The organism is Mesorhizobium sp. B2-4-7 (genome assembly GCF_006442685.1).
Classification (GTDB): Bacteria; Pseudomonadota; Alphaproteobacteria; order Rhizobiales; family Rhizobiaceae; genus Mesorhizobium.
In genome coordinates this window covers 191,672-213,874 of sequence record NZ_VFVH01000001.1, presented here as the reverse complement: position 1 = coordinate 213,874, position 22,203 = coordinate 191,672, and the positions used below count along the sequence as shown (strand labels likewise).

19 protein-coding genes are annotated in these 22,203 nt (G+C 63.1%); 11 read left to right on the top strand and 8 right to left on the bottom strand.

Annotated features, from left to right (window positions below; genetic code table 11):
• Positions 1–125: 125 nt before the first annotated feature.
• The 3 genes from FJ946_RS01040 (at position 126) to FJ946_RS01030 (ending at position 3,623) form a co-directional block, all read left to right on the top strand.
• A complete protein-coding gene (locus FJ946_RS01040) occupies positions 126–605 on the top strand; it encodes a MarR family winged helix-turn-helix transcriptional regulator (RefSeq protein WP_140495025.1) in 480 nt (159 codons plus the stop codon).
• Positions 602–1,780 (top strand): HlyD family secretion protein, encoded by a 1,179-nt coding sequence (locus FJ946_RS01035; RefSeq protein WP_140565119.1) that lies wholly within the window; start codon positions 602–604, stop codon positions 1,778–1,780. Before FJ946_RS01040 ends, FJ946_RS01035 begins: the two co-directional genes overlap by 4 nt.
• 310 nt (positions 1,781–2,090) lie before the next feature.
• Positions 2,091–3,623, top strand: coding sequence for a DHA2 family efflux MFS transporter permease subunit (locus FJ946_RS01030; protein ID WP_140494247.1), 1,533 nt, complete (start codon positions 2,091–2,093; stop codon positions 3,621–3,623).
• Positions 3,624–3,676: 53 nt separating this feature from the next.
• Here the strand turns inward: FJ946_RS01030 and FJ946_RS01025 are convergent, their stop codons facing one another.
• Positions 3,677–4,183, bottom strand: a complete 507-nt coding sequence (locus tag FJ946_RS01025; RefSeq protein WP_140565120.1) for a CAP domain-containing protein — start codon at positions 4,181–4,183, stop codon at positions 3,677–3,679.
• A 329-nt stretch (positions 4,184–4,512) separates the two neighbouring features.
• On the opposite strand from FJ946_RS01025, the gene FJ946_RS01020 reads away from it, so the two are divergent.
• Positions 4,513–5,337: a DUF2189 domain-containing protein gene (locus tag FJ946_RS01020; protein WP_140565122.1), complete on the top strand. Its 825-nt coding sequence runs from the start codon at positions 4,513–4,515 to the stop codon at positions 5,335–5,337.
• Positions 5,338–5,359: 22 nt separating this feature from the next.
• Here the strand turns inward: FJ946_RS01020 and FJ946_RS01015 are convergent, their stop codons facing one another.
• The 3 genes from FJ946_RS01015 to FJ946_RS01005 form a co-directional block, all read right to left on the bottom strand.
• Positions 5,360–5,992, bottom strand: coding sequence for a LysE family translocator (locus tag FJ946_RS01015; RefSeq protein WP_140565124.1), 633 nt, complete (start codon positions 5,990–5,992; stop codon positions 5,360–5,362).
• A 113-nt stretch (positions 5,993–6,105) separates the two neighbouring features.
• Positions 6,106–8,082, bottom strand: coding sequence for a TadE/TadG family type IV pilus assembly protein (locus FJ946_RS01010; RefSeq protein ID WP_181167394.1), 1,977 nt, complete (start codon positions 8,080–8,082; stop codon positions 6,106–6,108).
• A gap of 195 nt (positions 8,083–8,277) precedes the next feature.
• Entirely contained in the window at positions 8,278–10,197 is a 1,920-nt protein-coding gene (locus tag FJ946_RS01005) for a pilus assembly protein (RefSeq protein ID WP_140565125.1), read from the bottom strand.
• A gap of 249 nt (positions 10,198–10,446) precedes the next feature.
• On the opposite strand from FJ946_RS01005, the gene FJ946_RS01000 reads away from it, so the two are divergent.
• Together FJ946_RS01000 and FJ946_RS00995 are read left to right on the top strand one after the other, a co-directional pair.
• On the top strand, positions 10,447–11,307 hold the full coding sequence (locus FJ946_RS01000) for a TIGR01459 family HAD-type hydrolase (protein WP_140565264.1): 861 nt from the start codon (positions 10,447–10,449) through the stop codon (positions 11,305–11,307).
• 6 nt (positions 11,308–11,313) lie between these two features.
• Positions 11,314–12,294 (top strand): bifunctional riboflavin kinase/FAD synthetase, encoded by a 981-nt coding sequence (locus FJ946_RS00995; RefSeq protein ID WP_140495019.1) that lies wholly within the window; start codon positions 11,314–11,316, stop codon positions 12,292–12,294.
• Between the two features lie 43 nt (positions 12,295–12,337).
• Here the strand turns inward: FJ946_RS00995 and FJ946_RS00990 are convergent, their stop codons facing one another.
• Complete coding sequence (locus FJ946_RS00990; RefSeq protein ID WP_140494237.1) at positions 12,338–12,892, bottom strand: HdeD family acid-resistance protein; 555 nt, start codon at positions 12,890–12,892, stop codon at positions 12,338–12,340.
• Between the two features lie 227 nt (positions 12,893–13,119).
• On the opposite strand from FJ946_RS00990, the gene FJ946_RS00985 reads away from it, so the two are divergent.
• Positions 13,120–13,890 (top strand): MipA/OmpV family protein, encoded by a 771-nt coding sequence (locus tag FJ946_RS00985; RefSeq protein ID WP_224519163.1) that lies wholly within the window; start codon positions 13,120–13,122, stop codon positions 13,888–13,890.
• 12 nt (positions 13,891–13,902) lie between these two features.
• Here the strand turns inward: FJ946_RS00985 and FJ946_RS00980 are convergent, their stop codons facing one another.
• The gene (locus FJ946_RS00980) at positions 13,903–14,337 is read right to left on the bottom strand and encodes an RES family NAD+ phosphorylase (RefSeq protein ID WP_140494233.1); all 435 of its coding nucleotides are present in this window, start codon (positions 14,335–14,337) and stop codon (positions 13,903–13,905) included.
• 2 nt (positions 14,338–14,339) lie between these two features.
• Positions 14,340–14,783: an antitoxin Xre/MbcA/ParS toxin-binding domain-containing protein gene (locus FJ946_RS00975; RefSeq protein ID WP_140494231.1), complete on the bottom strand. Its 444-nt coding sequence runs from the start codon at positions 14,781–14,783 to the stop codon at positions 14,340–14,342.
• Positions 14,784–15,079: 296 nt separating this feature from the next.
• Here FJ946_RS00975 and ileS point away from each other — a divergent pair, with 296 nt between their 5' ends.
• Together ileS and FJ946_RS00965 are read left to right on the top strand one after the other, a co-directional pair.
• Positions 15,080–18,043, top strand: a complete 2,964-nt coding sequence (gene ileS, locus FJ946_RS00970; protein WP_140565127.1) for an isoleucine--tRNA ligase — start codon at positions 15,080–15,082, stop codon at positions 18,041–18,043.
• A 203-nt stretch (positions 18,044–18,246) separates the two neighbouring features.
• The gene (locus FJ946_RS00965) at positions 18,247–18,924 is read left to right on the top strand and encodes a hypothetical protein (protein ID WP_140494227.1); all 678 of its coding nucleotides are present in this window, start codon (positions 18,247–18,249) and stop codon (positions 18,922–18,924) included.
• A gap of 43 nt (positions 18,925–18,967) precedes the next feature.
• Here the strand turns inward: FJ946_RS00965 and FJ946_RS00960 are convergent, their stop codons facing one another.
• The gene (locus FJ946_RS00960) at positions 18,968–19,417 is read right to left on the bottom strand and encodes a nucleoside deaminase (RefSeq protein ID WP_140495017.1); all 450 of its coding nucleotides are present in this window, start codon (positions 19,415–19,417) and stop codon (positions 18,968–18,970) included.
• 182 nt (positions 19,418–19,599) lie between these two features.
• Here FJ946_RS00960 and FJ946_RS00955 point away from each other — a divergent pair, with 182 nt between their 5' ends.
• The gene (locus FJ946_RS00955) at positions 19,600–21,621 is read left to right on the top strand and encodes a pseudouridine synthase (protein ID WP_140565128.1); all 2,022 of its coding nucleotides are present in this window, start codon (positions 19,600–19,602) and stop codon (positions 21,619–21,621) included.
• Positions 21,618–22,172 (top strand): 16S rRNA (guanine(966)-N(2))-methyltransferase RsmD, encoded by a 555-nt coding sequence (gene rsmD, locus FJ946_RS00950; protein WP_140494223.1) that lies wholly within the window; start codon positions 21,618–21,620, stop codon positions 22,170–22,172. The genes FJ946_RS00955 and rsmD overlap by 4 nt, the downstream gene beginning before the upstream one ends.
• The last annotated feature ends 31 nt before the right edge of the window (positions 22,173–22,203 follow it).

The window sequence follows — 22,203 nt, the reverse complement described above, 5'->3', positions numbered from 1 at the left end:
GTGTCGCGGCGGCCGAAATCATCGGACGCAGCCATGATTGTGCTGCACGGCTGCCATGCACGTTTGCCGGCTTCTGGAACAATGCCGGACTTGAATGATAAGCACGCTTATTATATATGCCACTCATGGTTTCCGAAGGCGTAGACAGATTGGGATTTTTGATCCACGACGTGCAGAGGCTGATGCGAAAGCGCTTCGAAGCGCGCGCCAGCGGCCTTGGCCTGTCCTCGGCGCAATGGCGCCTGATGGTTCGCGTCGCCAAGGAAGCGGGCGTTTCGCAGGCGCGGCTTGCCGAACTGCTTGAAATCGAGCCGATCAGCGTCTCGCGGCTGGTTGACCGGATGGAGGAGGGCGGCTGGATCGAGCGCCGCTCCGACGCCGCCGACCGCCGCGTGCGCATGATCTTCCCAACTCCCAAGGCAAGTGCCGCGTATGCGGAGGTCAAGAGCCTCGCCGGCGAAGTCTATGAGGAGTCGCTGACCGGCGTTTCGCCGGACGATCGCCGCGTCCTGATCAGGGCATTGGATGCGATGGCACAGAATCTCGCGGATGGCGATTCACCGTCCTGCGACAAGGTCAAGAATACGGAAGGCGCAGCAGCATGAACGCGGTAGCCAAGGTCGACGAAAACGCCGCCAAAGTGGAAATGGAAGCGCCGCAGCAGCCGGCCGCGGCCCCTGTTACAATGACACCTCCGGCAGAGCCGGCGCCGGTGCCAAAGAAGAAGCGCCGTCTCGGCCGCTTCTTGTTGATGTTCGCCCTGCCGGCGGCGTTGGTCATTGGTGGCGGCTATGTCTGGGTCACTGGGGGGCGCTACCAGGAGACGGAGAACGCCAACCTGCAGCAGGCCAAGGTATCGATCGCCTCGGATACGGCGGGCCGCATCGTTCAGGTCGCCATCTCGGACAATCAGAGGGTGAAGCAAGGCGATCTTCTCTTCGCCATTGACCCCGAGCCTTACCGGATCGCACTTGCGCAGGCCGACGCGGCGGTGGCAGCGGCGCGGCTCAACGTCGAGCAGCTGCGTGCCGCCTACAGCCAGGCCATGGCGCAGGAGAAATCCGCCAGCAGCGAAGTTGCCTATGCCCAGTCGCAATACGACCGTGCCGCCGATCTCGCCCAGAAAGGCATCAACGCCAAGTCTTCGCTCGATGAGGCCAGGAACGATCTCGACAAGGCAAAGCAGCAGCTTGCCGTCGCCGAACAGGGTATCGTCAGCGCCAAGGCGGCGCTTGGCGGCAATCCCGATATCGAGACCGACAAACATCCGACCGTGATGTCGGCGCTCGCCGCGCGCGACAAGGCTGCCTACGACCTAGCGCAGACCACCGTGAAGGCGCCCGCCGATGGCGTCGTCTACCAGGCTGCTTCCTTCAAGGTCGGCCAGTATGTCGGCTCCGGCACGCCGCTGTTTTCGCTGGTCGAGACCGGCGATACCTGGATCGACGCCAATTTCAAGGAAACGCAGCTGACCAATATGAAGCCGGGCCAGAAGGCCGAAATCGTGGTCGACACCTATCCGGGCAGGACCTTCGAAGCGACCGTCAAGGCCATCGGCGCCGGCACCGGTGCGGACTTCTCGCTGCTGCCCGCCCAGAACGCTACCGGCAACTGGGTCAAGGTCACCCAGCGTATTCCGGTCCGTCTGGAGCTGAGCGATCCCGACGCCAAGATGATGCTGCGCACAGGCATGAGCGCGGCCGTTACCGTCGACACGGGCGTGGCGCGCGGCCTGCCTGGCATTTTCGGCCACGCCACGGCTGGCGAGGTCGCGAAGTAAATCAGCGGAAGCCCGCGGGGATCATGCGGGTGGACGCACTGAGCAGGGGGATTGGTCTGATGGGAGGAGTTAAAGGGTCAGCCTTCGGGGCAAACCGCATCGCGGCTTGATTGAAAGCTGAAATCTTCGACACGGACCCGTCGGTCCTCATGTTTCCGGGCGGCAGGCATCCGCTCAATCGAGACTTTCGGTCGATGTAACCCCCACATCGATAATCGCGTCCCACCGCGATGAGGGTCTCTCAACGGAAGGCTTTGCCGCCCGGAAACCCTGTGTACACGTTTTTGTTACCGGCTGGAAGTTCCGCATCATGAGCACGCCAGAACCTTTCAAAGAAGTGCCGCATCGTGGCCTGATCACGGTTGCGCTCATGCTGGCGACGATCATGCAGGCGCTCGACACCACGATCGCCAACGTCGCGCTGCCGACCATGACCGGCGATCTCGGCGCCTCGCCCGACAACATCAACTGGGTGCTGACCTCCTACATCGTGGCGGCGGCGATCATGACGCCGGTCACCGGCTGGCTTGCGGACCGTTTCGGCCGCAAGGAACTGTTCCTGACGGCGGTGGTCGGCTTCACCATCTTCTCGATGCTGTGCGGCCTGGCCTGGAGCCTTGAAACCATTGTGTTGTTCCGGCTCATGCAAGGCGTGTTCGGCGCCGCGATCGTGCCCCTGTCGCAGACCTTCCTGCTCGACATCAACCCGAAGGAACGCCACGGCCAGGCAATGGCCATCTGGGGCGCCGGCATCATGCTGGGGCCGATTCTGGGTCCCACGCTTGGTGGCTGGCTGACCGAGAATTTCAGCTGGCGCTGGGTGTTTTTCATCAACCTGCCGGTCGGCATCGTCGCCTTCCTCGGCATGGCCGCTTATCTGCCGGCCATTGCGCGGCGGGTGCGAAGCTTCGATTTCTTCGGCTTCGCCATGATATCGCTCGGCGTCGGCGCTCTGCAGCTGCTGCTCGATCGTGGTGGCGAGGTCGACTGGTTCTCGTCGGTCGAGATCTGGATCGAGCTTGGCCTTTCGATAACCGGCTTCTGGGTGTTCATCATCCACACGATGACGGCAGAGCATCCCTTCATCGACCCCAAGATCTTCCTCGACCGCAATTTCGTGACCGGGCTGGCGTTCATCTTCGTCATGGGCGTGCTCATCCTGGCGAGCATGTCGCTGCTGCCGCCGATGCTGTCGACCATCTTCGGCTATCCGACCATCACCATCGGCATCGTGATCGGGCCGCGCGGCGTGGGGACGATGATCTCGATGCTCGTCGTCGGCCGGCTCATGAGCAAGGTCGACGCCAGAATCCTCGTCGTCATCGGCTTCCTCCTGACCGCGCAGTCGCTCTACACGATGGCCGGCTTCTCGCCCCAGATGGACAACTGGCTGATCATCACTTCAGGCATCATCCAGGGCCTGGGAATGGGAATGGTATTCGTGCCGCTGTCGACGGTGGCCTTCGCCACGCTTGACGTACGCTTCCGCACCGATGCCACGGCTTTGTTCAGCCTTGTGCGCAACCTCGGCTCGTCCATCGGCGTATCGGTCGTGACGGTGCTCATGGTGCGCAACACACAGATAAATCACGCCGAGCTTTCCACCTTTATCAATCCGTTCAACCCCAACCTGTGGGCGGTTTCGCCGGCGGCGGCCGGCGGCGACCAGATGGCATTGTCCCAGGTCGACAGGATGGTGAACATCCAGGCGATGATGATCTCTTACGTCAACGACTTCAAAATCCTGATGATAATGACGCTGGCCGCCATTCCGTTCGTGATCCTGCTGCGCAAGCCGAAGACGGCGCCGGCTGGCGGCGCGCCGGCGGCACATATGGACTGATATTCGCCGACGGCTGTCCGCTGCCGGCGATGCCGCTGCCGGCGATGGCTTTGCTACCTTCCGAGCACCAGGGCCCAGTAGCGGAGGCCGGGGTCGCGGCCGTCGCGGACATAGGCAAGCCCGAAACGACTGAAGTCCGGGTCGAGTATGTTGCGCCGGTGGCCGGTCGAATGCATCCAGATATCGAACAGTTTCTGCTGGTCGAAGCGGCCTTCGGCGATGTTCTCGGCCGCAGCGCCGTGCACACCATTGTCCTTCATGCGCGAGGCGAAATCCTTGCCCCAGCCGGTGGTGTGACTCATGCGCGTCCGCGACGCCATGTAGCCGGCCTGCTGCAACGCCGCCTGTTCGAGCTGGGTGTCCGCGGTCAGCGGAGTCCGCCCGGCCGCAGCGCGCAAGTTGGCCAGGGTGGCCGTGGCGGAGGAAGAGACACCTGCGCCCTCACCGGTGGGCACGGAAACGGTGGTGCAGGCGGCAAGCCCGGCAATGGCCGCAAGGCCGATCAGCAAGGAGCGCCTTGTCCGGCACGGTTCTGGAGGGAGGTCGATGACAGTGTTCATTCCTACCTGCATAGTCGCGATCATGGCTTTTGACGGGCAAGCCGAAGAAACTGTCGAGGAAATTGATGCCTTGGCCTTCGCTGATCGCACCGCGTAGTCTTCAAACGTTGCGTTTGGCCATCCAGCTTCGAATGGCCCATCGTCCGGGAAATCCGATGCCGAAGATCGCGCGGCTTCTGCCGGGCAGCGATGACAATCCCGTGATAGCCTGTCCGGAACCATCGATTTGGCGACAGCCCCTGGCAAATCGGGTATGCTGTTACATCTACTAGTGGCAGCTACGGGCGGCCATCACGGTGGTGACCGCCCCCGACAACGGGAGGAAGCTTATGGCTAGCTTTCATGTCATGGCGGACGCGCGTGGTATGCATGTGCAGCCCACGGTGCGCCACATCACCACATCGGACCTCTGGGATGCGCTGCGGCTCGGTGCCGAGGATTTCTGGGCAAAACCGTCTCACTACGTTTTCCTGTGCTTGATCTATCCGATCGTCGGCCTGATCCTGACGCAGTGGACGTCTGGCTCCAACGCCATTCAGCTCGTCTATCCCTTGATGTCGGGTTTCGCCCTTGTCGGCCCTTTCGCCGCGCTCGGCCTCTACGAGATCAGCCGCCGGCGCGAGCTCGGCATGAACACCAACTGGCGGCATGCCCTCGATGTCCGCCACTCGCCGGCGGTGCCTTCGATCGCGGTCATCGGCATCATGCTTTTCGTGCTGTTCCTGTTGTGGCTGTTCACCGCGCAGTCGATCTACACCAGCCTGTTCGGCGACCAGCCGCCGGCTTCGATCGGCGCCTTTGTCGGCGACGTGCTGACGACCAGCAAGGGCTGGACGTTGATCCTTCTCGGCAACGCCGCCGGCTTCGTTTTCGCCGTGATCGTGTTGGCCACCACTGTCGTCGCCTTCCCGCTGCTGCTCGACCGTGACGTCGGCGCCGTTTCGGCCCTAGAAACCTCGGCCCGGGCGGTGATGGCAAATCCGCTGCAGATGGCTCTTTGGGGCCTGACGGTCGCGGTGCTGCTGGTGATCGGTTCGATCCCGCTGTTTGCCGGGCTCGCGGTCGTTATGCCTATCCTTGGCCATGCCACCTGGCACCTCTACCGCAAGGTGGTGGAACCGGAGCGGACCCAGCAGACAAGGCGGCCGATGTAGACCAACGCCGGGACCGCCGCCCTCAGCGCTGTGCGTCGGTCGCCATCTTCAGCGCCAGCGCCGTCAGCACCCCTCCCATCATCCAGCGCTGGATGACCAGCCACAAAGGCCGCCCGGCGAGAAACGCGGCGATCGAGCCGGCCGTCACCGCGATGATGGCATTCACGGTCAGGCTGATCGAAATCTGCGTCGCGCCGAGCACAAGAAGCTGAGACAGGACATGGCCTTTGCCAATGCTGATGAATTGCGGCAGCAGCGACAAATAGAGCACCGCCACCTTCGGATTGAGCAGATTGGTCATCAGGCCCATGGCGAACAGCTTGCGCGGCCTGTCTTTCGGCAGGTCGCGCACCTGGAATGGCGAGCGTCCGCCCGGCTTCACGGCCTGCCAGGCCAGCCACAGGAGATAGAGCACGCCGGCAAAGCGCAGCGCGTCATAGGCGAAGGGTACGGCCAGCAGCAGCGCCGTGATGCCGAATGCCGCCGACAGCACATAGAAGAGAAAACCTACGGCGACCCCGCCAAGCGAGATCAGGCCGGCCTTCGGCCCTTGCGACAGGGAGCGCGAGATCAGGTAGATCATGTTTGGACCCGGCGTCAGCACCATGCCCAGGCAGACCAGCGCGAAGGCGAGGTGGTTGGCGGTATCGGGCATTGTTCGTCCCCAGGCGTGCCGCGATGGATGCGATCCAGCGTGCGGCATTATGTGCCTGTTGCGGCAGGCGCCCACAAGGGCTTGGCGGCGTCAGGCGTTGCGCCAGAGTCCAGTTAACCGACCACGCGCAGGTTCGACAATTCGTTGCCGATTTCCTTGAAATCGTTGGACAGGCTGGCGCCCGTCGCATTCCAGAACAGCTTGGCGGGTTTGCTCGGATCCGCCGGGTCCTTGCGGAAGCGCGAGTCCGACGAGCATGATTTCAGCGCATCGATGGCGTTCTTGTCGGTGGTCTTGGTCGTGGACAGGTCGAGAGCCACCGTCATCACCATGATGTCGGCCGCCTTGGCGTTGTTGCAAAGCGTCGTCATCTGCTCGTTGAGCGCGCTGGTGTAATTGCCGTTCGAATAGTCGAACTGGCCGATGGCGCTCGATGTACCCATGAACAGGCGCCCGACCGAGGTGCCGGCATAGCCGGGCTTGAGATAGCCGTAGGACGCGTAGGTCGACTTCGAATCGGCGGGGTCGGAATAACTGAGCGAGGAAGGCGTGTAATAGGTGTTGGCGCCGTCGGTCAGCACGATCACCACCTTGTCGTTGCCTTTTTCTGTTTCCGGGCGCCCCTGCGTGAACGGCTCGCCGCTCGAGACCACCCGCCAGCCCCAGCCCATGCCCTCGGGAACATTGGTGCCGCCATCCGGCTGCATCAGGTCGATCGCGGCTTTGATCGTAGCGAGCCCATCGGCGACGCTGACGTCGGTCAGCGGCGTGATCGGGTTGGTAGTGCAACTGTAGTTCGGGCCGTTGCCTGCGGGCAATACCGGTGCATCGATCGGCCGCGGCTGGAAATACTTGGTCATGTTGCGCAGCCGGGCTTGGCCGCTGCTGCTCGAAGGATCGTCGTTCCACCAGCTGTTGATGGCGCCGTAGGTCTTTGGCGCGGCTTCGTTGGGATCCTGGGTGATCTTCCAGTGATTGCCGGGTTCATCCGGGGCGAACATCGGCACGAACATCGTCGCCGGATCGCCCACGCCTATTCCGGTGTTGGCCGAGCCGCCGGACGGCGGGGCGTCGTTGACATTGTAGGGGTAGGGCCGGGCTTCGACACAGCCTTGCCAACTGGCGAACGGACCGTAGGAATCGACATAGTCGTATGCGTCGTAACTGCGCTTGCAGGTATTGTTCCAGTTGTATTCAGCACAAACAACGTGCTTGCTGTTTTTAACACGCTCATGGCTGGTGACGACCTTCATGTCGCGGTAGAGCGAAAACCGGGTCAGCATCTGGCCTTCCTCGTCGCCCCAGCCGGTGCCGCGTTTGTACCAGATGCCGTTGGTCTGCTGGGCGTATTTGTTGGCGGCGTTCAGCGTCGACCAGTCGAAATTCTCGTTCGACACCGGTGACAGGCCCTCGGTGTCCATCCAGGACGCATTGCCATTGCCAGGACCGACATTGACCGAGGCGGCAAAGGGTACGAGGCCGAACTGCACCGGCTTGTCGACCTGCTTGATCATCGCGGCCTGTTGGGCAAGCGTGTCGACCAACTGCTTCGCCGCGGTCTTGAGGAGATCGATGCGCTTCTGCCCCGAGCCGGTTCCGGGCGTGACCATCGATCCGGAATTGTCGAGCACCAGCGCTACTTCGAGCGTGTTCTTCAGCCGCACCTCCGAGCACGCGGTGAAGCCGATATTGGTGGCGCCGGTGCCGCCGAGCAGTATCTTCGCCGTCGGCAGGAAGTAAGGATTATAGGTCAAGGTGCCGCAAAGCTTCATTGTTCCGCCGCCAGCGGCGTTGCTGGGCAAAGTGAGGTTGAGCGTCGTGTTGGCGGGATCGACATCGTTCAGATTGGCATTGAAGAAGTCGAGCGCATAGGCCCTCAGCTGGTCGTCGGTGGCGCCTTCCGTCACGCGGCGCGCCGTGGCGAAGTTGGCGGCGTCGAGCGCGTTCAACACCGTCTGCTTTTCGCGGTTCATTTCCGTGAAGTCGACCGCGAGCGCCAGCCCGCCCATCAGCGGGACCATCGCGAAGGCCGTCACGAGAGCATAGTTGCCGCGCCTGTCGCGGCGGAATTGACGCCAGATTTCACGCATGTCTTGCAGCGGCCCCCGCCGGCGGATTCTCGTTCGACGCCAGCTTTCCACAAAACGCTGAAGGACGGGTTTGGGAAACCGCTCGATTGCTTGGTTCGCGCTTCACCAAGCACTAACCAATCTGGAGCGGCCCCCCGGTGCCTCCAAAAAACGACACCCCGCCGGATGCAGGGCGTCGACGTGGAATTCGTCGGATCAGCTGACGATGCGCAGGTTGGACAGCTCGTTGCCGATCGCCTTGAAATCGTCGGACAGCGTTGCGCCCGTCGAATTCCAGAACAGCTTCATCGGCTTGCTCGGATCGGTCTTGTCCTTGCTGAAGCGGGAATCCGAAGAACAGGCCTTCAGCGCATCCATCTGCGTTTTCTCCGCTGTCTTGGTGGCGTCCAGATCAAGCGCGATGGTCATGACCATGACCCCGGCGGCCTTGGCGTTGTTACACAGGGCGGTGAAATGCTCGTTCATCGCTTTGGTGTAGTTGGCGTTGGAATAATCGTCCTTCGCGACATTGGCGCTGGTCCCCAAGAACATGCGGCCATAGCTGTAGCCGTTGCTGTAGGGGACGACGTAACCGAGAGCCGAATAGATCGCCTTGCTGCCAGCCAGGTCGTTACCGCCAGAACTCCAATTGGTTCCAGAGTAGGTCTGCGCCGTCACCGAGGTCGGCGTGTAGTAGGTGTTGGCGCCGTCGGTCAGCACGATCAGCACCTTGTCGTTGCCTCTTTCCGTTTCGGGCCGGCCCTCGGTGAAGGGTGCCGTGCTGGAAAGGGTCCGCCAGCCCCAGGCCATGCCTTCCGGCACGTTGGTGGCGCCGTCGTCGGCCATGGCATCGATGGCGTTTTTGATCAAAGTTGCGCCGGCTGTCGTGGAAACATCGGTTAGTGGCGTGATTGCCGTCGTGCTGCAGCTTGTGTTCGGCCCGGCGTCCATGCCGTAGGCCGGCGTGACCTTGTTCACCCAGTCGAAATATTTTGGCATGTAGCGCTGGCGTGCGGCGTCGGACGCGCCTGAACTCACTGGGGCGTCGACATCCCAATTGTTATTGGCTGGCCTTGAAGAGCTATCGACGCGGTCGGTTTCGTCGGGCGCGAACATCGGCACGAAAAGCGTTGCAGGCAGTGTTGTCGATGCAGCTGTGTCCTGGATATTGTATGGATATGGGCGCGACTCGACGCAGCCACCCCAACTCGCGACCGGCGCATAGGTGAAGGTCGCGTTCGATGCACAAGTACCGTCCCCATTCTTGAGACTGCACGCTGAAATGCGTTTCATCTGTTTGTAGATCGAGAACCGGGTCAGCGGCTGGTCTTTCTGGCTCGCGTCCCAGCCGGTGCCTTTCGCGTACCAGATGCCGGCAATCTTCTGCGCGTATTTGGTGGACGAAAAGGACGAACTCATGGTCGTCCAGTCGAAATTCTCATGATGGATAGGCGATATGCCGGTCGTGTCCATCCACGCCGCCGAAGCGTTGCCCGCACCGACATTCACCGAGGCGGCAAAGGGAACGAGGCTGAACTGGACCGGCTTGGTGACCTGTCTCATCTGCTGGGCCTGGCCGGCCAACTGGTCGACCAACTGCTTGGCGGCGCTCTTGAGAAGGTCGAACCGCACCTTGTTCGAGCCTTTGCCGAGCTCCTTCATTGAACCGGAATTATCAAGCACCAGCGACACTTCCAGCGTGTTCTTCAGGCGCACTTCGGAGCAGGTGCTGAAGCCGATATCGGTGCTGCCGGCGCTGCCGCCCAGCAGTAGTTTAGCCGTCGGCTCGAAATAGGGCTTGTAGACCAAGGTCGCGCAGAGCTTCAGCGTCCCGCCGCCTGTGTTGTTGTTGGGCAGCGTCACGGCCAGCGTGGTGTTGGCCGGATCGATATGCGCGAGATTGGCTTCGAAGAAATTCTTGGCATAGGCCACGGCGTCGGCGTCGCTGGCGCCGGCAACGATCTGCTGGGCCGTGGCGAAGCCGGCCGCGTCCAAGGCATTCAAGGCGTTTTGCCTTTGGCCCACCATTTCCGTATAGTCGACGGCGATAGCCACGGCGCCCATCAGCGGCACCATGGCGAGCACGGTCATCAGCGCATAATTGCCACGCCGGTCGCGTCCGAATCTTCGGATCATTGTCACAGCTGCCCCGCCAAATCGATAGTCAGTGGGGACGGTGTCATAAATCGTTAAATTTCAGGTTTCTGGAATATATCCAAGGTCAGGATGCATTTTCAAAGCTCGTTAACCAACCAGTGAACGGTGGTGGATGCCGGTACAGGCGGGCGAAAGCTGGTGACAGGCTGGGCCGGTTCGGATAATTCCAACCGGCTGCGGCGAACCGTCGGCTGCGGCACCGCAACGATCATGACTGAAGGATACGGCATGGCGGCCTCGCCTGACATCATCGGTTCGCTCGAAGACGTGTCGAAGAACTATTCGGCCATTCTCTGCGATGTCTGGGGCGTGGTGCACAATGGCGAAAGGCATTTTCCCGCGGCTGCGTCGGCGCTGACGGCAGCCCGTACGGCCGGCATTCCCGTCGTCCTGATCACCAATTCGCCGCGCCGCAGCACCGACGTCGTGGCCCAGATGAACGTCATCGGCGTTCCCCCATCGGCCTACGACCGCGTGGTCACCTCGGGCGACGTGACCCGCGACCTGATCGTGGAAGGCCCGCGAAAGATCTTCCATGTCGGCGCCGAGCGAGACTTGACCCTCTATGACGGGCTCGACGTCGATCTCGTCGAGGAGTTCGAGGCATCCGGCGTCGTCTGCACCGGCCTGTTCGATGACGAAGTGGAGAAGCCCGAAGATTATGCGGAGCTGCTGCGGCGGTTGCGCACCAGGAACCTGCCTTTCATCTGCGCCAACCCGGATATCATGGTCGAGCGCGGCGAACGCATCATCTGGTGCGCCGGCGCCCTGGCACGCGACTACGCGCAGCTCGGCGGTCGCACGCTGATAGCCGGAAAGCCTTATGCGCCCGTCTATGATGTGGCGATGAGGGAGGTGGCGGAGATCCTTGGCCGGCCGGTCGAGCGCCGCCAGGTGCTGGCCATCGGCGACGGCATGCTGACCGATATCAAGGGCGCCGCCGACAACGGTTTCGACGTTCTCTATGTCTCAGGCGGCATTCATGCCCGCGACTATGGCGATGCATCGCAACCGGATCCCGCAAGGCTCGCCGCGTTTCTTGACAGGCACGCCTATCATCCAGTGGCCGTCATTCCCAGGCTGCGGTAGATGGCGATGGACGCTTTCCAGCACCTTTCGGCAACCGCTCCGCTGCCCGCGGATTTGCGCGGCGGCGTTGTCGCGATCGGCAATTTCGACGGTGTCCATCGCGGTCATCAGGCGGTGCTCGAACGGGCATTGGCGGAGGCGCGGCGGCGTGGCGTGCCGGCGCTGGTGCTGACTTTCGAACCGCACCCGCGAAAGATATTCAGGCCCGAGATACCGCTGTTCGTGCTGACGCCGCCGCCGATGAAGGCGCGGCTCCTGTCGCTGCTGGGCTTTGCCGCGCTCGTCGAACAGCCTTTCACGCGCGACTTCGCCTCGCTATCGGCGGAAGCCTTCGTGACCGACGTGCTTGAGAGAACGCTTGGCATCACCCATGCCGTGACCGGCTTCGATTTCCATTTCGGCAAGGACCGCCAGGGCGGGCCGGCCTATCTGATGGCGGCTGGCGAGCGCCATGGCTTCGGCGTCACGCTGGTCGATGCATTTCGGGACGAAAGCGCCGAGGTGGTTTCATCGAGCCGCATCCGCGCCTTGCTTTGCGAAGGCGCGGTGGCCGAGGCCGCCGGCCTGCTCGGCTATCGCTTCACGGTGGAGAGCGAAGTCGTGGGCGGCCAGAAACTGGGGCGAACGCTCGGCTTTCCGACCGCCAACATGAGGCTTCCCGCCGAGGCCACCCTCAGGGAAGGCATCTATGCCGTTCGCTTTCGCCGCGCCGACGGAAGGCTGCATGATGGCGTTGCCAGCTTTGGCCGCCGTCCGACCGTCGACGATGATGGCGCGCCGCTTCTGGAAACCTTCGTCTTCGATTTTTCCGGTGACCTCTATGGCGAGATCTGCCAGGTGTCGTTCTTCGGTTACCTGCGCAGCGAGGTGAAGTTCGACGGGCTTGATGCGCTGGTCGCGCAGATGAAGCGCGACGAGGCTGAGGCGAGAGCACTGCTGGCCGGCGTCAAGCCACTTTCGCAACTCGACGCGGCCATGGCTTTTTGAAGCATGGTCCGGTTTTCGGGTTAGATCATGCTCGAATCAGACGTTACTTTTTCAGCGCCAGACCGACGGCGATGAAGGTCCAGCCCTGGAAGATCAGGTCGATTGCCAGGAACAGGCCGAGCACCCATACGCTGTTGACCGGCCAGCCCATGGCTATGATCAATCCTGCGATCGCGCTGATGGCGCCGGCCGCGACGATCCAGCCCCAGCCGCGCTCAGGCCGGTGGCTGTAGCCGACCCAAGCGCGCAGCACGCCGGAAGCGACGAGCGCGACGGCCAGCAGGAAGGTCAGCACCGCCGAGGCCAGCAGCGGGTTGTCGAAGGCGAAAAAGCCCGCGACCGCGTAGAGCAATCCGCTGAGCAGCCAGTAGAAGAAGCGGCCCCACGTCTTGACCCCGAAGGCATGCATGATCTCGATGATGCCGGCCACCAGCATCAGCCACCCCACGACATAGACGGAAGCCACCGTGGCAATGAAGAGGTTGCCGAACGCAATGCCGCCGAGGATCAGCAGCAACACGCCCAGGCCAACAAACCACCCCCACTTTGCTCGCGTCTGTCCGATCGCGTTCTTCAGTGCATCGCCGTGCAAGGTCATGTCGCCACCTCCATCGAGGACCGCCAGCAGGGAATGAAGTTACCCTTGGTGCCGACCCGCGTCCAGCCGACGGCGGCCGGATGGTGAGCAATGCGAGCCGGACGTCTCGACCTTAAATCAAATTTTACCAAAGCCTCTTCAAAGCTGTGACCGAAAGACAGTCGTATCGTGTTAATGGGGTAGTCATGAGTCCGGTCGGGAAAATTTCTGCAGCCTTGGCTACCGTCATGCTGGCTACCTCGGGTGCGGCCGATGCCGGCGAGGGCGCCTTCGGCTGGCTGTCCGGCGATTGGTATCTGACGGTCGGCGCCACCGGCATGGTGGCGCCTAATTTCGAGGGCGGCAAGAAGTACCTGCTCAGCGCCTCGCCGATCATCTCCTTGGGCAAGGCTGGCCCGGCGGCCCGCTTCACCTCACGCAACGACAACATTTCGCTGGCGCTGGTCGATGACGGCGGCGTTCGCGCCGGCCTGACCGGCAAGTTCCTGTTCTCGCGCGACGATGGCGATGCCGACGAGTTGAAGGGCCTCGATCCGGTCCGCTGGGGCGGCGAGGTGGGCGGCTTCTTCGAATTCTATCCGACGGACTGGATACGTGCGCGTGCCGAGCTGCGGCACGGCATCCGCGCCCATAACGGCTTCGTCGCCGACATCGCCGCCGACGCCTTCTACGATGTGACGCCAACCGTCAGGATCTCTGGCGGGCCGCGCGTCTCGTTCGCCTCCGCCAAATATTTCGACGCCTATTACGGCGTCGACGCGCAGGAAGCCGTGGCCTCGGGGTTGAACCAGTATAATCCCGGCGGCGGCCTGAAATCGGTCGGCCTTGGCGGTGCGGTGACGTGGAAGGTGACCGACCCGATGACCGCCAGCCTGTTCGGGGAATATTCACGCCTCGAAGGCCCGGCCGCCGATTCCAGCCTGGTCAAGGAGCGCGGCGACCGCAACCAGTTCATGATCGGCGTATCGACGACCTATCGCTTCGATTTCAAGATGTAGCCGGTACCGGCCTTATTCCAGCAATCGCGTATCGATCTGATGACTTGTGGTGCCGACGATGGCGATGCCTTCGCGTTCCAGCAAGGCGGGATTGAGAATATAGTTTCTGGCGAAGGGAACGATCACGCAAGGAACTTCCATGACTGGATGGCTGGCGGCACTGACAAAATCGCTGCCAATCTCGCGTGTCTTGGCCGGATTGTCTTTCCAGCCCTCGGGCAAATCGGGGACGGCAATGGAGACGCCGTCAGGCACTTCGATTTCCAGGAGCTGGAACGTGGGCGGCAAATCTTCCACGTCGACATGAACGAGAATTTCAAGAAGCGCCGTGGCGGGATGATCCGCGCAGTACACAATGGCGGTGCCCTTGATGTTCCAACGGCCGGAGCTGAGCATGCCGCCCCGGCCGGACAGGTCGGCGAAGTTGGAGATACGCCATAGACGCATCGTCAGGCGAAAATGCCATAATCGATGCGATGCAGTTCCTCTTCCACCAGGGAAGCACCGGTTTCCGACTGCAGGAGCGTGATAGGCGCTTCGTTGAGCACCCGGCTGCGTTTGCGCAACCAACGTTGCGCTTTTTCGTGGTCTCCGAAAACACGATCCGCCATTGTGGAAATGCGCTCGATGCGCATGACGCGATCGGACTCGGCAATACTCAGTTTCTCATTGCGTTCTTTCCTGCGCGCCAAAGTGCGCCGCGATCCTACGATCTTGTAGATTTCGTCATTGCTGAACCCACGGTGGCGGAGTTCTTCCACCTTGGTGAAGCTGACCAGGAATTGCCCCGTTGCGGCATCCCGGACCAAGCCATCCTGCGCACGCTCGACCTTCTCCTTACGGGCGGCCCGTCTGGCAGCCGGCACGTGGACCTTGCGATGCGGATTGGACATGACGCGCCTCCGGTGCCATTTGCCCAAACATATATGCGCAATTGGCACAAGCGGCAAGGCGAGTGCCTTGGAGTTCGGGCTTTCCAAGCTGGCCCACCTCGTTTAAAAGCGCGGCCATGACAGTGGTCTCGCGTTCCGTCGCGATTACGATACGAATTACCAGCCCGGTGTTCCGGACGGCCTGAGAGCTGTCGGAGCCGCCGGGAATCTTGCGCGCGACCCCTCGCGCTTTTTCCAGATCATGATAGTTCAGGCCCGAGCTCCCTTGCCGCCGGGCAATCCACAATGGCAGACCAATGACCGATACAGCTGAAACGATCGACTATTCCAAGACGCTTTACCTGCCGCAGACGGATTTCCCGATGCGTGCCGGTTTGCCCGAGAAGGAGCCGGTGCTGGTCAAGCGCTGGCAGGAGATGGATCTCTACCGCAAGCTGCGCGAGGCCTCCGCCGGTCGCCCGAAATACGTGCTGCATGACGGCCCGCCTTATGCCAACGGCAACATCCATATCGGCCATGCGCTGAACAAGATCCTCAAGGACGTCATCAACCGCTCCTTCCAGATGCGCGGCCGCGACGCCAATTACGTGCCCGGCTGGGACTGCCACGGCCTGCCGATCGAATGGAAGATCGAGGAGCAGTACCGCGCCAAGGGCAAGAACAAGGATGAGGTGCCGGTCAACGAGTTCCGCAAGGAATGCCGGGATTTCGCCGCTCACTGGATCGGCGTTCAGGGGGCGGAATTCCAGCGCCTTGGCGTCATCGGCGACTTCAAGAATCCGTATACGACCATGGCCTTCCACGCCGAGGCGCGTATCGCCGGCGAACTGTTGAAATTCGCCATGTCGGGCCAGCTCTATCGCGGCTCCAAGCCGGTGATGTGGAGTGTCGTCGAGCGCACCGCGCTCGCCGAGGCCGAGATCGAATACCAGGATTATGAGTCGGATACGATCTGGGCGAAGTTCCCGGTCGCCAGTCTGGTGCGCCCCGTGGCTGACGGAGAGGCCGCACTGACCGAGGGCGCTCTCGATCTGCTGCAGGCCCACGTCGTCATCTGGACAACGACGCCTTGGACGATCCCCGGCAACCGTGCCGTCAACTATTCGCCGCGCATCGACTACGGTCTCTACGAGGTCACGGCAGCCGAGAACGCCTTCGGCCCGCAGCCGGGCGAAAAGCTGATCTTTGCCGATACGCTGGCCGAAGAGGCTTCGGTCAAGGCCAAAGTCACCTTGAATCGTCTTCGCAGCGTGTCGGCGCAAGAGCTTGGAAGTCTTACGCTTTCGCATCCCTTCAAGGGTCTTGGGGGCGGTTACGAGTTTCCGGTGCCCATGCTTGCCGGCGACCATGTCACCGATGATGCGGGCACCGGGTTCGTTCACACGGCGCCAGGCCATGGTCGCGAGGATTTCGACGCCTGGATGGAGGCGGCCCCGGATCTGCGTGCGCGCGGCGTCGACACCGCGATCCCGTTCACCGTCGACGATGCCGGCTTTTTCACCAAGGACGCGCCGGGCTTCGGTCCGGACCGTGAGGGTGGCGCGGCGCGCGTCCTTGACGACAACGGCAAGAAGGGCAATGCCAACCAAGCGGTCATCGATGAGCTGATCAAGCGCAACGCGTTGTTCGCGCGCGGTCGGCTGAAACACTCCTATCCGCATTCCTGGCGGTCGAAGAAACCGGTCATCTTCCGCAACACGCCGCAATGGTTCGTTTACATGGACAAGGACCTCGGCGACGGCACGACGCTGCGCAGCCGTGCGCTGAAGGCGATCGACGACACCCGTTTCGTGCCAGGGGCGGGGCAGAACCGCATTCGCGCCATGATCGAGGAACGGCCCGACTGGGTGCTGTCGCGCCAGCGCGCCTGGGGCGTGCCGATCGCGGTCTTCGCCGACGCCGACGGCAATGTGCTCCAGGACGAGGCGGTCAACCAGCGCATCATGGACGCTTTCGAGAAAGAAGGCGCCGATGCCTGGTTCGACGCCGGTGCCAAGGAACGTTTCCTCGGCAATCACGATGCCTCCAGATGGAAGCAGGTCACGGATATCCTCGACGTCTGGTTCGATTCAGGCTCGACCCACGTTTTCACGCTGGAGGATCGTCCCGATCTCAAATGGCCGGCCGACGTCTATCTCGAAGGCTCCGACCAGCATCGCGGCTGGTTCCACTCCTCACTGCTCGAAAGCTGCGGCACCAGGGGCAGGGCGCCCTACGATACCGTCGTCACGCATGGCTTCACCATGGACGAGGACGGCCGCAAGATGTCGAAGTCGCTCGGCAACACCGTCGTCCCGCAGGACGTGATCAAGCAGTCCGGCGCTGATATCCTGCGGCTCTGGGTGGTGACGACCGACTATTGGGAAGACCAACGGCTCGGCAAGAACGTGCTGCAGACCAACATCGACGCCTACCGCAAGCTGCGCAACACCATCCGCTGGATGCTGGGCACGCTCGCCCATGATGATGGCGAGGAGGTGCCGCTGGAAGGGATGCCGGAGCTGGAACGGCTGATGCTGCATCGCCTCGCCGAACTCGATGAGGTGGTGCGCCAGGGCTACGATGCCTTCGAGTTCAAGCGCATCACCCGTGCGCTCCTCGATTTCATGGTGGTCGAGTTGTCGGCCTTCTATTTCGATATTCGCAAGGACGCGCTCTACTGCGATGCGCCGTCGAGCGCGAAGCGCAAGGCCTCGGTGCAGGTGGTGCGCCACCTTTTCGACTGCCTGGTGAGATGGCTGGCGCCGATGCTGCCCTTCACCATGGAAGAGGCCTGGCTCGACCGCCATCCCGATGCCGTCTCGGTGCATCTCGATCAGTTCCCGGCGATCCCGGAAAACTGGAAGAACGAGGCGCTGGCGGAGAAATGGCGTAAGGTGCGGCAGGTGCGCCGCGTCGTCACCGGTGCGCTGGAAATCGCGCGTGCCCAGAAGGTGATCGGCTCGTCGCTGGAAGCGGTTCCCGTCGTCACCATCGACGATGCGGCGCTCGAGGCGGCGATATCGGATGTCGACATGGCCGAAATGGCGATCACCAGCGATCTCATCATCGCCCATGGCGAGGTGCAACAAGGCGCCTTCACGCTCGAAGACGTCAAGGGCGTCGCCGTGGTGATCGAAAAAGCCGAGGACCGCGGCCTGGTCAAATGCGCGCGGTCGTGGCGTTACACCGCCGATGTCGGGCAGGATCCTGCCTTTCCCGATGTCTCGGCGCGCGACGCCGCGGTGCTGCATGAGCTTAGGGCGCTCGGCCGGCTTTGAAGGCCAGGCATATCGGTGCACAAATGCCACGCCGGTCGGTGCAAATCCGTCCGCGCGTTGCCCTTAACGAGTGGTTGAGGTAAACACGCGAAACTCCGGAAGACAAATTGTCGCCGGATTTTCGGCGCAAGTGCTTGGACGATGGGGACCGGACCTTGGGACCGGCGGCGATCGAGAGGCTGTCTAGAGTGGGACTTTTTGGCATGACCGAGAGATTTAACGCGCGCCTCGCGCTGTTGGCGCCGCTTGTCGCATCGGGGCTCGCTCTGTCCGGCTGTGTCGGTTCTCCGACCTACGGCACCGACAAGACCGCCGGCGAACAATTGGCCGGCGATCTCACGGGCGCTTTTTCGTTCGCGCCGAAGCGCAAGGAACACATCGATTACAAGCCGCGTCCCACCCTGGTGAAGCCCGCGCCTGGTCAGAAGGAAGCGCTGCCGGCGCCACAGGATAGCATCGAGACCGCAAGCGCCGAATGGCCAGAATCGCCCGAGCAGCGCCGTGCCCGCCTGCGCGCCGACGCCACCGCACACCAGGATGATCCGTCCTACCAGTCGCAGATCGTCGACGACGTGCAGACGGATCCCGCCTCGGTGAAGAAGGCGATGGAAGAATCCGGCTCGAGTCACCCGCCGCGTTGGACGCCTGCCGATTCCGACAAGGGCCGCGCCGCCGATATCCAGCGCCGCCTTGCCGAAAGCAAGCAGGGCGATCCGAATACCCGCAAATATCTGAGCGAACCGCCCCTTGCCTATCGCGTCGCATCCGGCACGGCGCCGCAAAACGAACTCGGCGAAGACGAGTACAAAAAGGAACGCCGCCTGAAGAGAGAGGCGGAAGGCAAGAAGGGCGGCTGGTTCGACTGGCTGCCGTCCCTGTAAAAAGCGGGGCGCATTTGCTTTGCTGACGGGTATCGCACCCCGTTCAGTCGCGGCGTTCCCGAAAGAAATCCTTCAGCAGCAGGGCCGATTCGGCCTCCGCGATGCCCGCATAGATGTCAGGCGTGTGATGGCAGGTCGGCGAAGCGAAGAAGCGCACGCCGTTGACCACCGCGCCGCCCTTTTCGTCCGCGGCGCCAAAGTAGAGCCGGCGCAACCTGGCGAAGGAGATGGCGCCGGCGCACATGGCGCAAGGCTCCAGCGTCACATAGAGATCGTGTCCGGAGAGCCGCTCGCTCGACAGCCTTCGGCAGGCTTCGCGGATGGCCAGCATCTCGGCATGGGCCGTCGGATCGGCAAGCTCCCGGGTGCGGTTGCCGGCACTGGCAATGACCGTGCCGGCGCTGGCGATGACGGCGCCGACCGGCACTTCGCCGCGCGAGGCTGCCGCTTGCGCCTCCTCCAGCGCCAGCGCCATGAAATCGGGCCGCTTCACGCGGGTTTCCATTCCGATTATCTCCTCGCCACTCGACGGTGATCCTGTTATTGAGCGCATAACCTCGAAAATCGGGTACGGTTTTCGGAAATGATCATGCGCCAAATCAAAAATGCTACAGCGTTCGTTGCGCGCCCGAAAGGATGCGCCACGCTGTAGCAGCGCAAACGGACAAAGGCCACATGGACGACAACGACAAGAAATCTCCGCGCCAGAAGGGTCCGGGCAAAAGCGGTCCGAAACCGGCGGCCGCGCGTGGGCGCGATGCCGGCAAAGGCGGCAAGCCGGCCTTCGGCGCCAAGAAACCGTTTGCCAAGCGTGGCGACGGCGGCAAGCCCTTCGAAAAACGCGAAGGGCCGCGCAAGCCCTACGCGCCGCGCGGCGAGCGGCCGATGGCCGCCGATGGCGAACGGCCCCAGAAGCGTGAGTACAAGCCGCGCGAAGGCGGCGAAGGCGGGCGCCCGGAGCGGCCCTTCAACAAGGGTCCGCGTCCGCAAGGCAAGCCTTATGAAAACCGCGAAGGCCCGCGCAAGCCCTACGCACCGCGCGGCGAGCGTCCAATGGCCGCCGATGGCGAACGGCCCCAGAAGCGTGAGTATAAGCCGCGCGAAAACGGGGAAGGCGGGCGCTCGGAGCGACTCTTCAACAAGGGTCCGCGTCCGCAAGGCAAGCCATATGAAAACCGCGAAGGCCCGCGCAAGCCGTATGCACCGCGCGGCGAGCGGCCAATGGCGGCTGAAGGTGCGACGGGTGAAAGACGCTTCGATCGTCCTAAGCGTGATTTTGCCGATCGGCCCAAGCCCGACTTCTCTGACCGTCCGAAGCGCGATTTCGCTGCCGACCGGCCGCAAGGCGGTTTCAAGTCCCGTCCGCGTCCTGCGGAGGCGCCCGAGGAAGCCGGCGAGCGGATCGCCAAGCGGCTGGCTCGCGCCGGGCTTGCCTCGCGCCGCGACGCCGAGGAGTTGATCGCGGCCGGCCGCGTCAAGGTCAACGGCCGGGTTTTGTCTTCGCCGGCCTTCAATGTGATGCCGGGCGACATCATCCATCTCGACGGCATGGAGATCCCGCCGATCGAGCGCACTCGGCTGTTCCTGTTCCACAAGCCTGCCGGTGTCGTGACCACCAACCGCGACCCAGAGGGCCGCAAGACCGTCTTCGACGTGCTGCCGGCTGAATTGCCCCGGCTGATGACCATCGGCCGGCTCGACATCAACACCGAAGGCCTGCTGTTGCTGACCAATGATGGCGGCCTGTCTCGCGTGCTCGAACTGCCGGCCACCGGCTGGCTGCGCCGTTACCGGGTGCGCGTCCATGGCAAGGTCGAGGAAAGTGCGCTTGCGGGTTTGCGCGAAGGCATTGCCGTGGACGGCGTCTTCTATGGCGCCATCGAGGCGAGCCTCGATCGCGAGCAAGGCTCGAACGCCTGGCTGACGATCGGCTTGCGCGAGGGCAAAAACCGCGAGGTCAAGAACATTCTCGGCGCGCTCGGCCTCGACGTGACGCGGCTGATCCGCATCTCCTACGGCCCGTTCCAGCTCGACGAGCTCCCCGAAGGCCATGTGCTGGAGATCAAGGGCAAGGTGTTGCGCGATCAGCTCGGCGAACGCCTGATAGAGGAATCCGGTGCCAATTTCGATGCCGAGATAACAAAACCGTTTTCCAACTCGCCGGTGCGGCGGGTCGAGCCGCGCCGCGAGGAGGCCGAGCGGCCGAGATTTTCGCGCGAGGGTGACCACCGGCCGATCGGCGAGGGTGGCCTGATCAAGAACCGTAAGCGCCGCGAAGGCAGCCGTGACGAGGCGCTGGGCAAACTGTCGACCAGCCCCGACAGAGGCGCGAGGCCGGAAAAAAGCTTTGGTGACCGCGGCCCGAGACCCGAACGCGGTAGCTTCGGCGACAAGCCGCGCGGTGGTTTTGGCGGCAAACCGGGCGGCAAGAAATCCGAGCGCGAGCAGCGGCCGATCGAGCCGCCCGGCCAGCGCAAGGCCAATGTCTGGATGGCGCCGGGCGCGCGCCCAATCGGCAAGGGCAGGGCGGAAGCGGACGCTGCCAAAGCCGCTGAGGCCAAGGCCCGCAAGGCGTCTTTCAAGCCGGCCTATGGCAAGCCCGGCGGCCCCAAGCCGTTCGGCAAGCCGCGTGGCGAACGTCCGGGTGGCGGCGGCGAGCGGCCGCGCGGCGGTTTCAAGGGTCCAAGGGCGAAATGAGGATCGTCGGCGGCGAGTTTCGCGGGCGCCCGCTGGCGACGCCCCGCGGCAGCGCCATCCGCCCCACCACCGACCGCACCCGCGAGGCTGTTTTCAATGTGCTGGCGCATCGCTTTGCCGATCGGTTGCAGCGCGCGCGCGTGCTCGACCTGTTCGCAGGCACAGGCGCGCTCGGGCTCGAGGCGCTGTCGCGCGGCGCGTCCTATGGCGTCTTCATCGAGGAGTCGGCCGAAGGCCGCGGCCTGATCCGCGACAATGTCGAGGCCTTCGGCCTGACCGGCCGCACCAAGATATTCCGGCGCGACGCGACGGCTCTGGGCGAGGCCGGCACGCTGGCGCCGTTCGACCTCGTTTTCGCCGATCCACCTTACGGCAAGGGTCTTGGCGAACGCGCGCTGAGGTCGGCCAAGCAAGGCGGCTGGCTGCGTCCCGGCGCGCTGTGCGTGGTCGAGGAGGCAGCGGCGGCGCCTTTCGAGCCGGGACCGGGATTTTCAGTTGTCGACGAGCGCCACTATGGCGAGACGCTGATCCGGCTTGTCGAGGCCGCCTGAGTTAAGCTTCATTTGCGGGCGAAGATGGAAT

Bases quoted from the DNA above. Each gene is read 5' to 3' on its own strand.
- rsmD (WP_140494223.1), top strand. From the start codon at position 21,618: ATGAGGATCGTCGGCGGCGAGTTTCGCGGGCGCCCGCTGGCGACGCCC.
- ileS (WP_140565127.1), top strand. From the start codon at position 15,080: ATGACCGATACAGCTGAAACGATCGACTATTCCAAGACGCTTTACCTG.
- FJ946_RS00980 (WP_140494233.1), bottom strand. From the start codon at position 14,337: ATGCGTCTATGGCGTATCTCCAACTTCGCCGACCTGTCCGGCCGGGGC.
- FJ946_RS01010 (WP_181167394.1), bottom strand. From the start codon at position 8,082: ATGCGTGAAATCTGGCGTCAATTCCGCCGCGACAGGCGCGGCAACTAT.
- FJ946_RS01025 (WP_140565120.1), bottom strand. From the start codon at position 4,183: ATGAACACTGTCATCGACCTCCCTCCAGAACCGTGCCGGACAAGGCGC.
- FJ946_RS01040 (WP_140495025.1), top strand. From the start codon at position 126: ATGGTTTCCGAAGGCGTAGACAGATTGGGATTTTTGATCCACGACGTG.
- FJ946_RS01030 (WP_140494247.1), top strand. From the start codon at position 2,091: ATGAGCACGCCAGAACCTTTCAAAGAAGTGCCGCATCGTGGCCTGATC.
- FJ946_RS00975 (WP_140494231.1), bottom strand. From the start codon at position 14,783: ATGTCCAATCCGCATCGCAAGGTCCACGTGCCGGCTGCCAGACGGGCC.
- FJ946_RS00995 (WP_140495019.1), top strand. From the start codon at position 11,314: ATGGACGCTTTCCAGCACCTTTCGGCAACCGCTCCGCTGCCCGCGGAT.
- FJ946_RS00990 (WP_140494237.1), bottom strand. From the start codon at position 12,892: ATGACCTTGCACGGCGATGCACTGAAGAACGCGATCGGACAGACGCGA.
- FJ946_RS01000 (WP_140565264.1), top strand. From the start codon at position 10,447: ATGGCGGCCTCGCCTGACATCATCGGTTCGCTCGAAGACGTGTCGAAG.
- FJ946_RS01015 (WP_140565124.1), bottom strand. From the start codon at position 5,992: ATGCCCGATACCGCCAACCACCTCGCCTTCGCGCTGGTCTGCCTGGGC.
- FJ946_RS00955 (WP_140565128.1), top strand. From the start codon at position 19,600: ATGGACGACAACGACAAGAAATCTCCGCGCCAGAAGGGTCCGGGCAAA.
- FJ946_RS01005 (WP_140565125.1), bottom strand. From the start codon at position 10,197: ATGATCCGAAGATTCGGACGCGACCGGCGTGGCAATTATGCGCTGATG.
- FJ946_RS01020 (WP_140565122.1), top strand. From the start codon at position 4,513: ATGGCTAGCTTTCATGTCATGGCGGACGCGCGTGGTATGCATGTGCAG.
- FJ946_RS00985 (WP_224519163.1), top strand. From the start codon at position 13,120: ATGCTGGCTACCTCGGGTGCGGCCGATGCCGGCGAGGGCGCCTTCGGC.
- FJ946_RS01035 (WP_140565119.1), top strand. From the start codon at position 602: ATGAACGCGGTAGCCAAGGTCGACGAAAACGCCGCCAAAGTGGAAATG.
- FJ946_RS00965 (WP_140494227.1), top strand. From the start codon at position 18,247: ATGACCGAGAGATTTAACGCGCGCCTCGCGCTGTTGGCGCCGCTTGTC.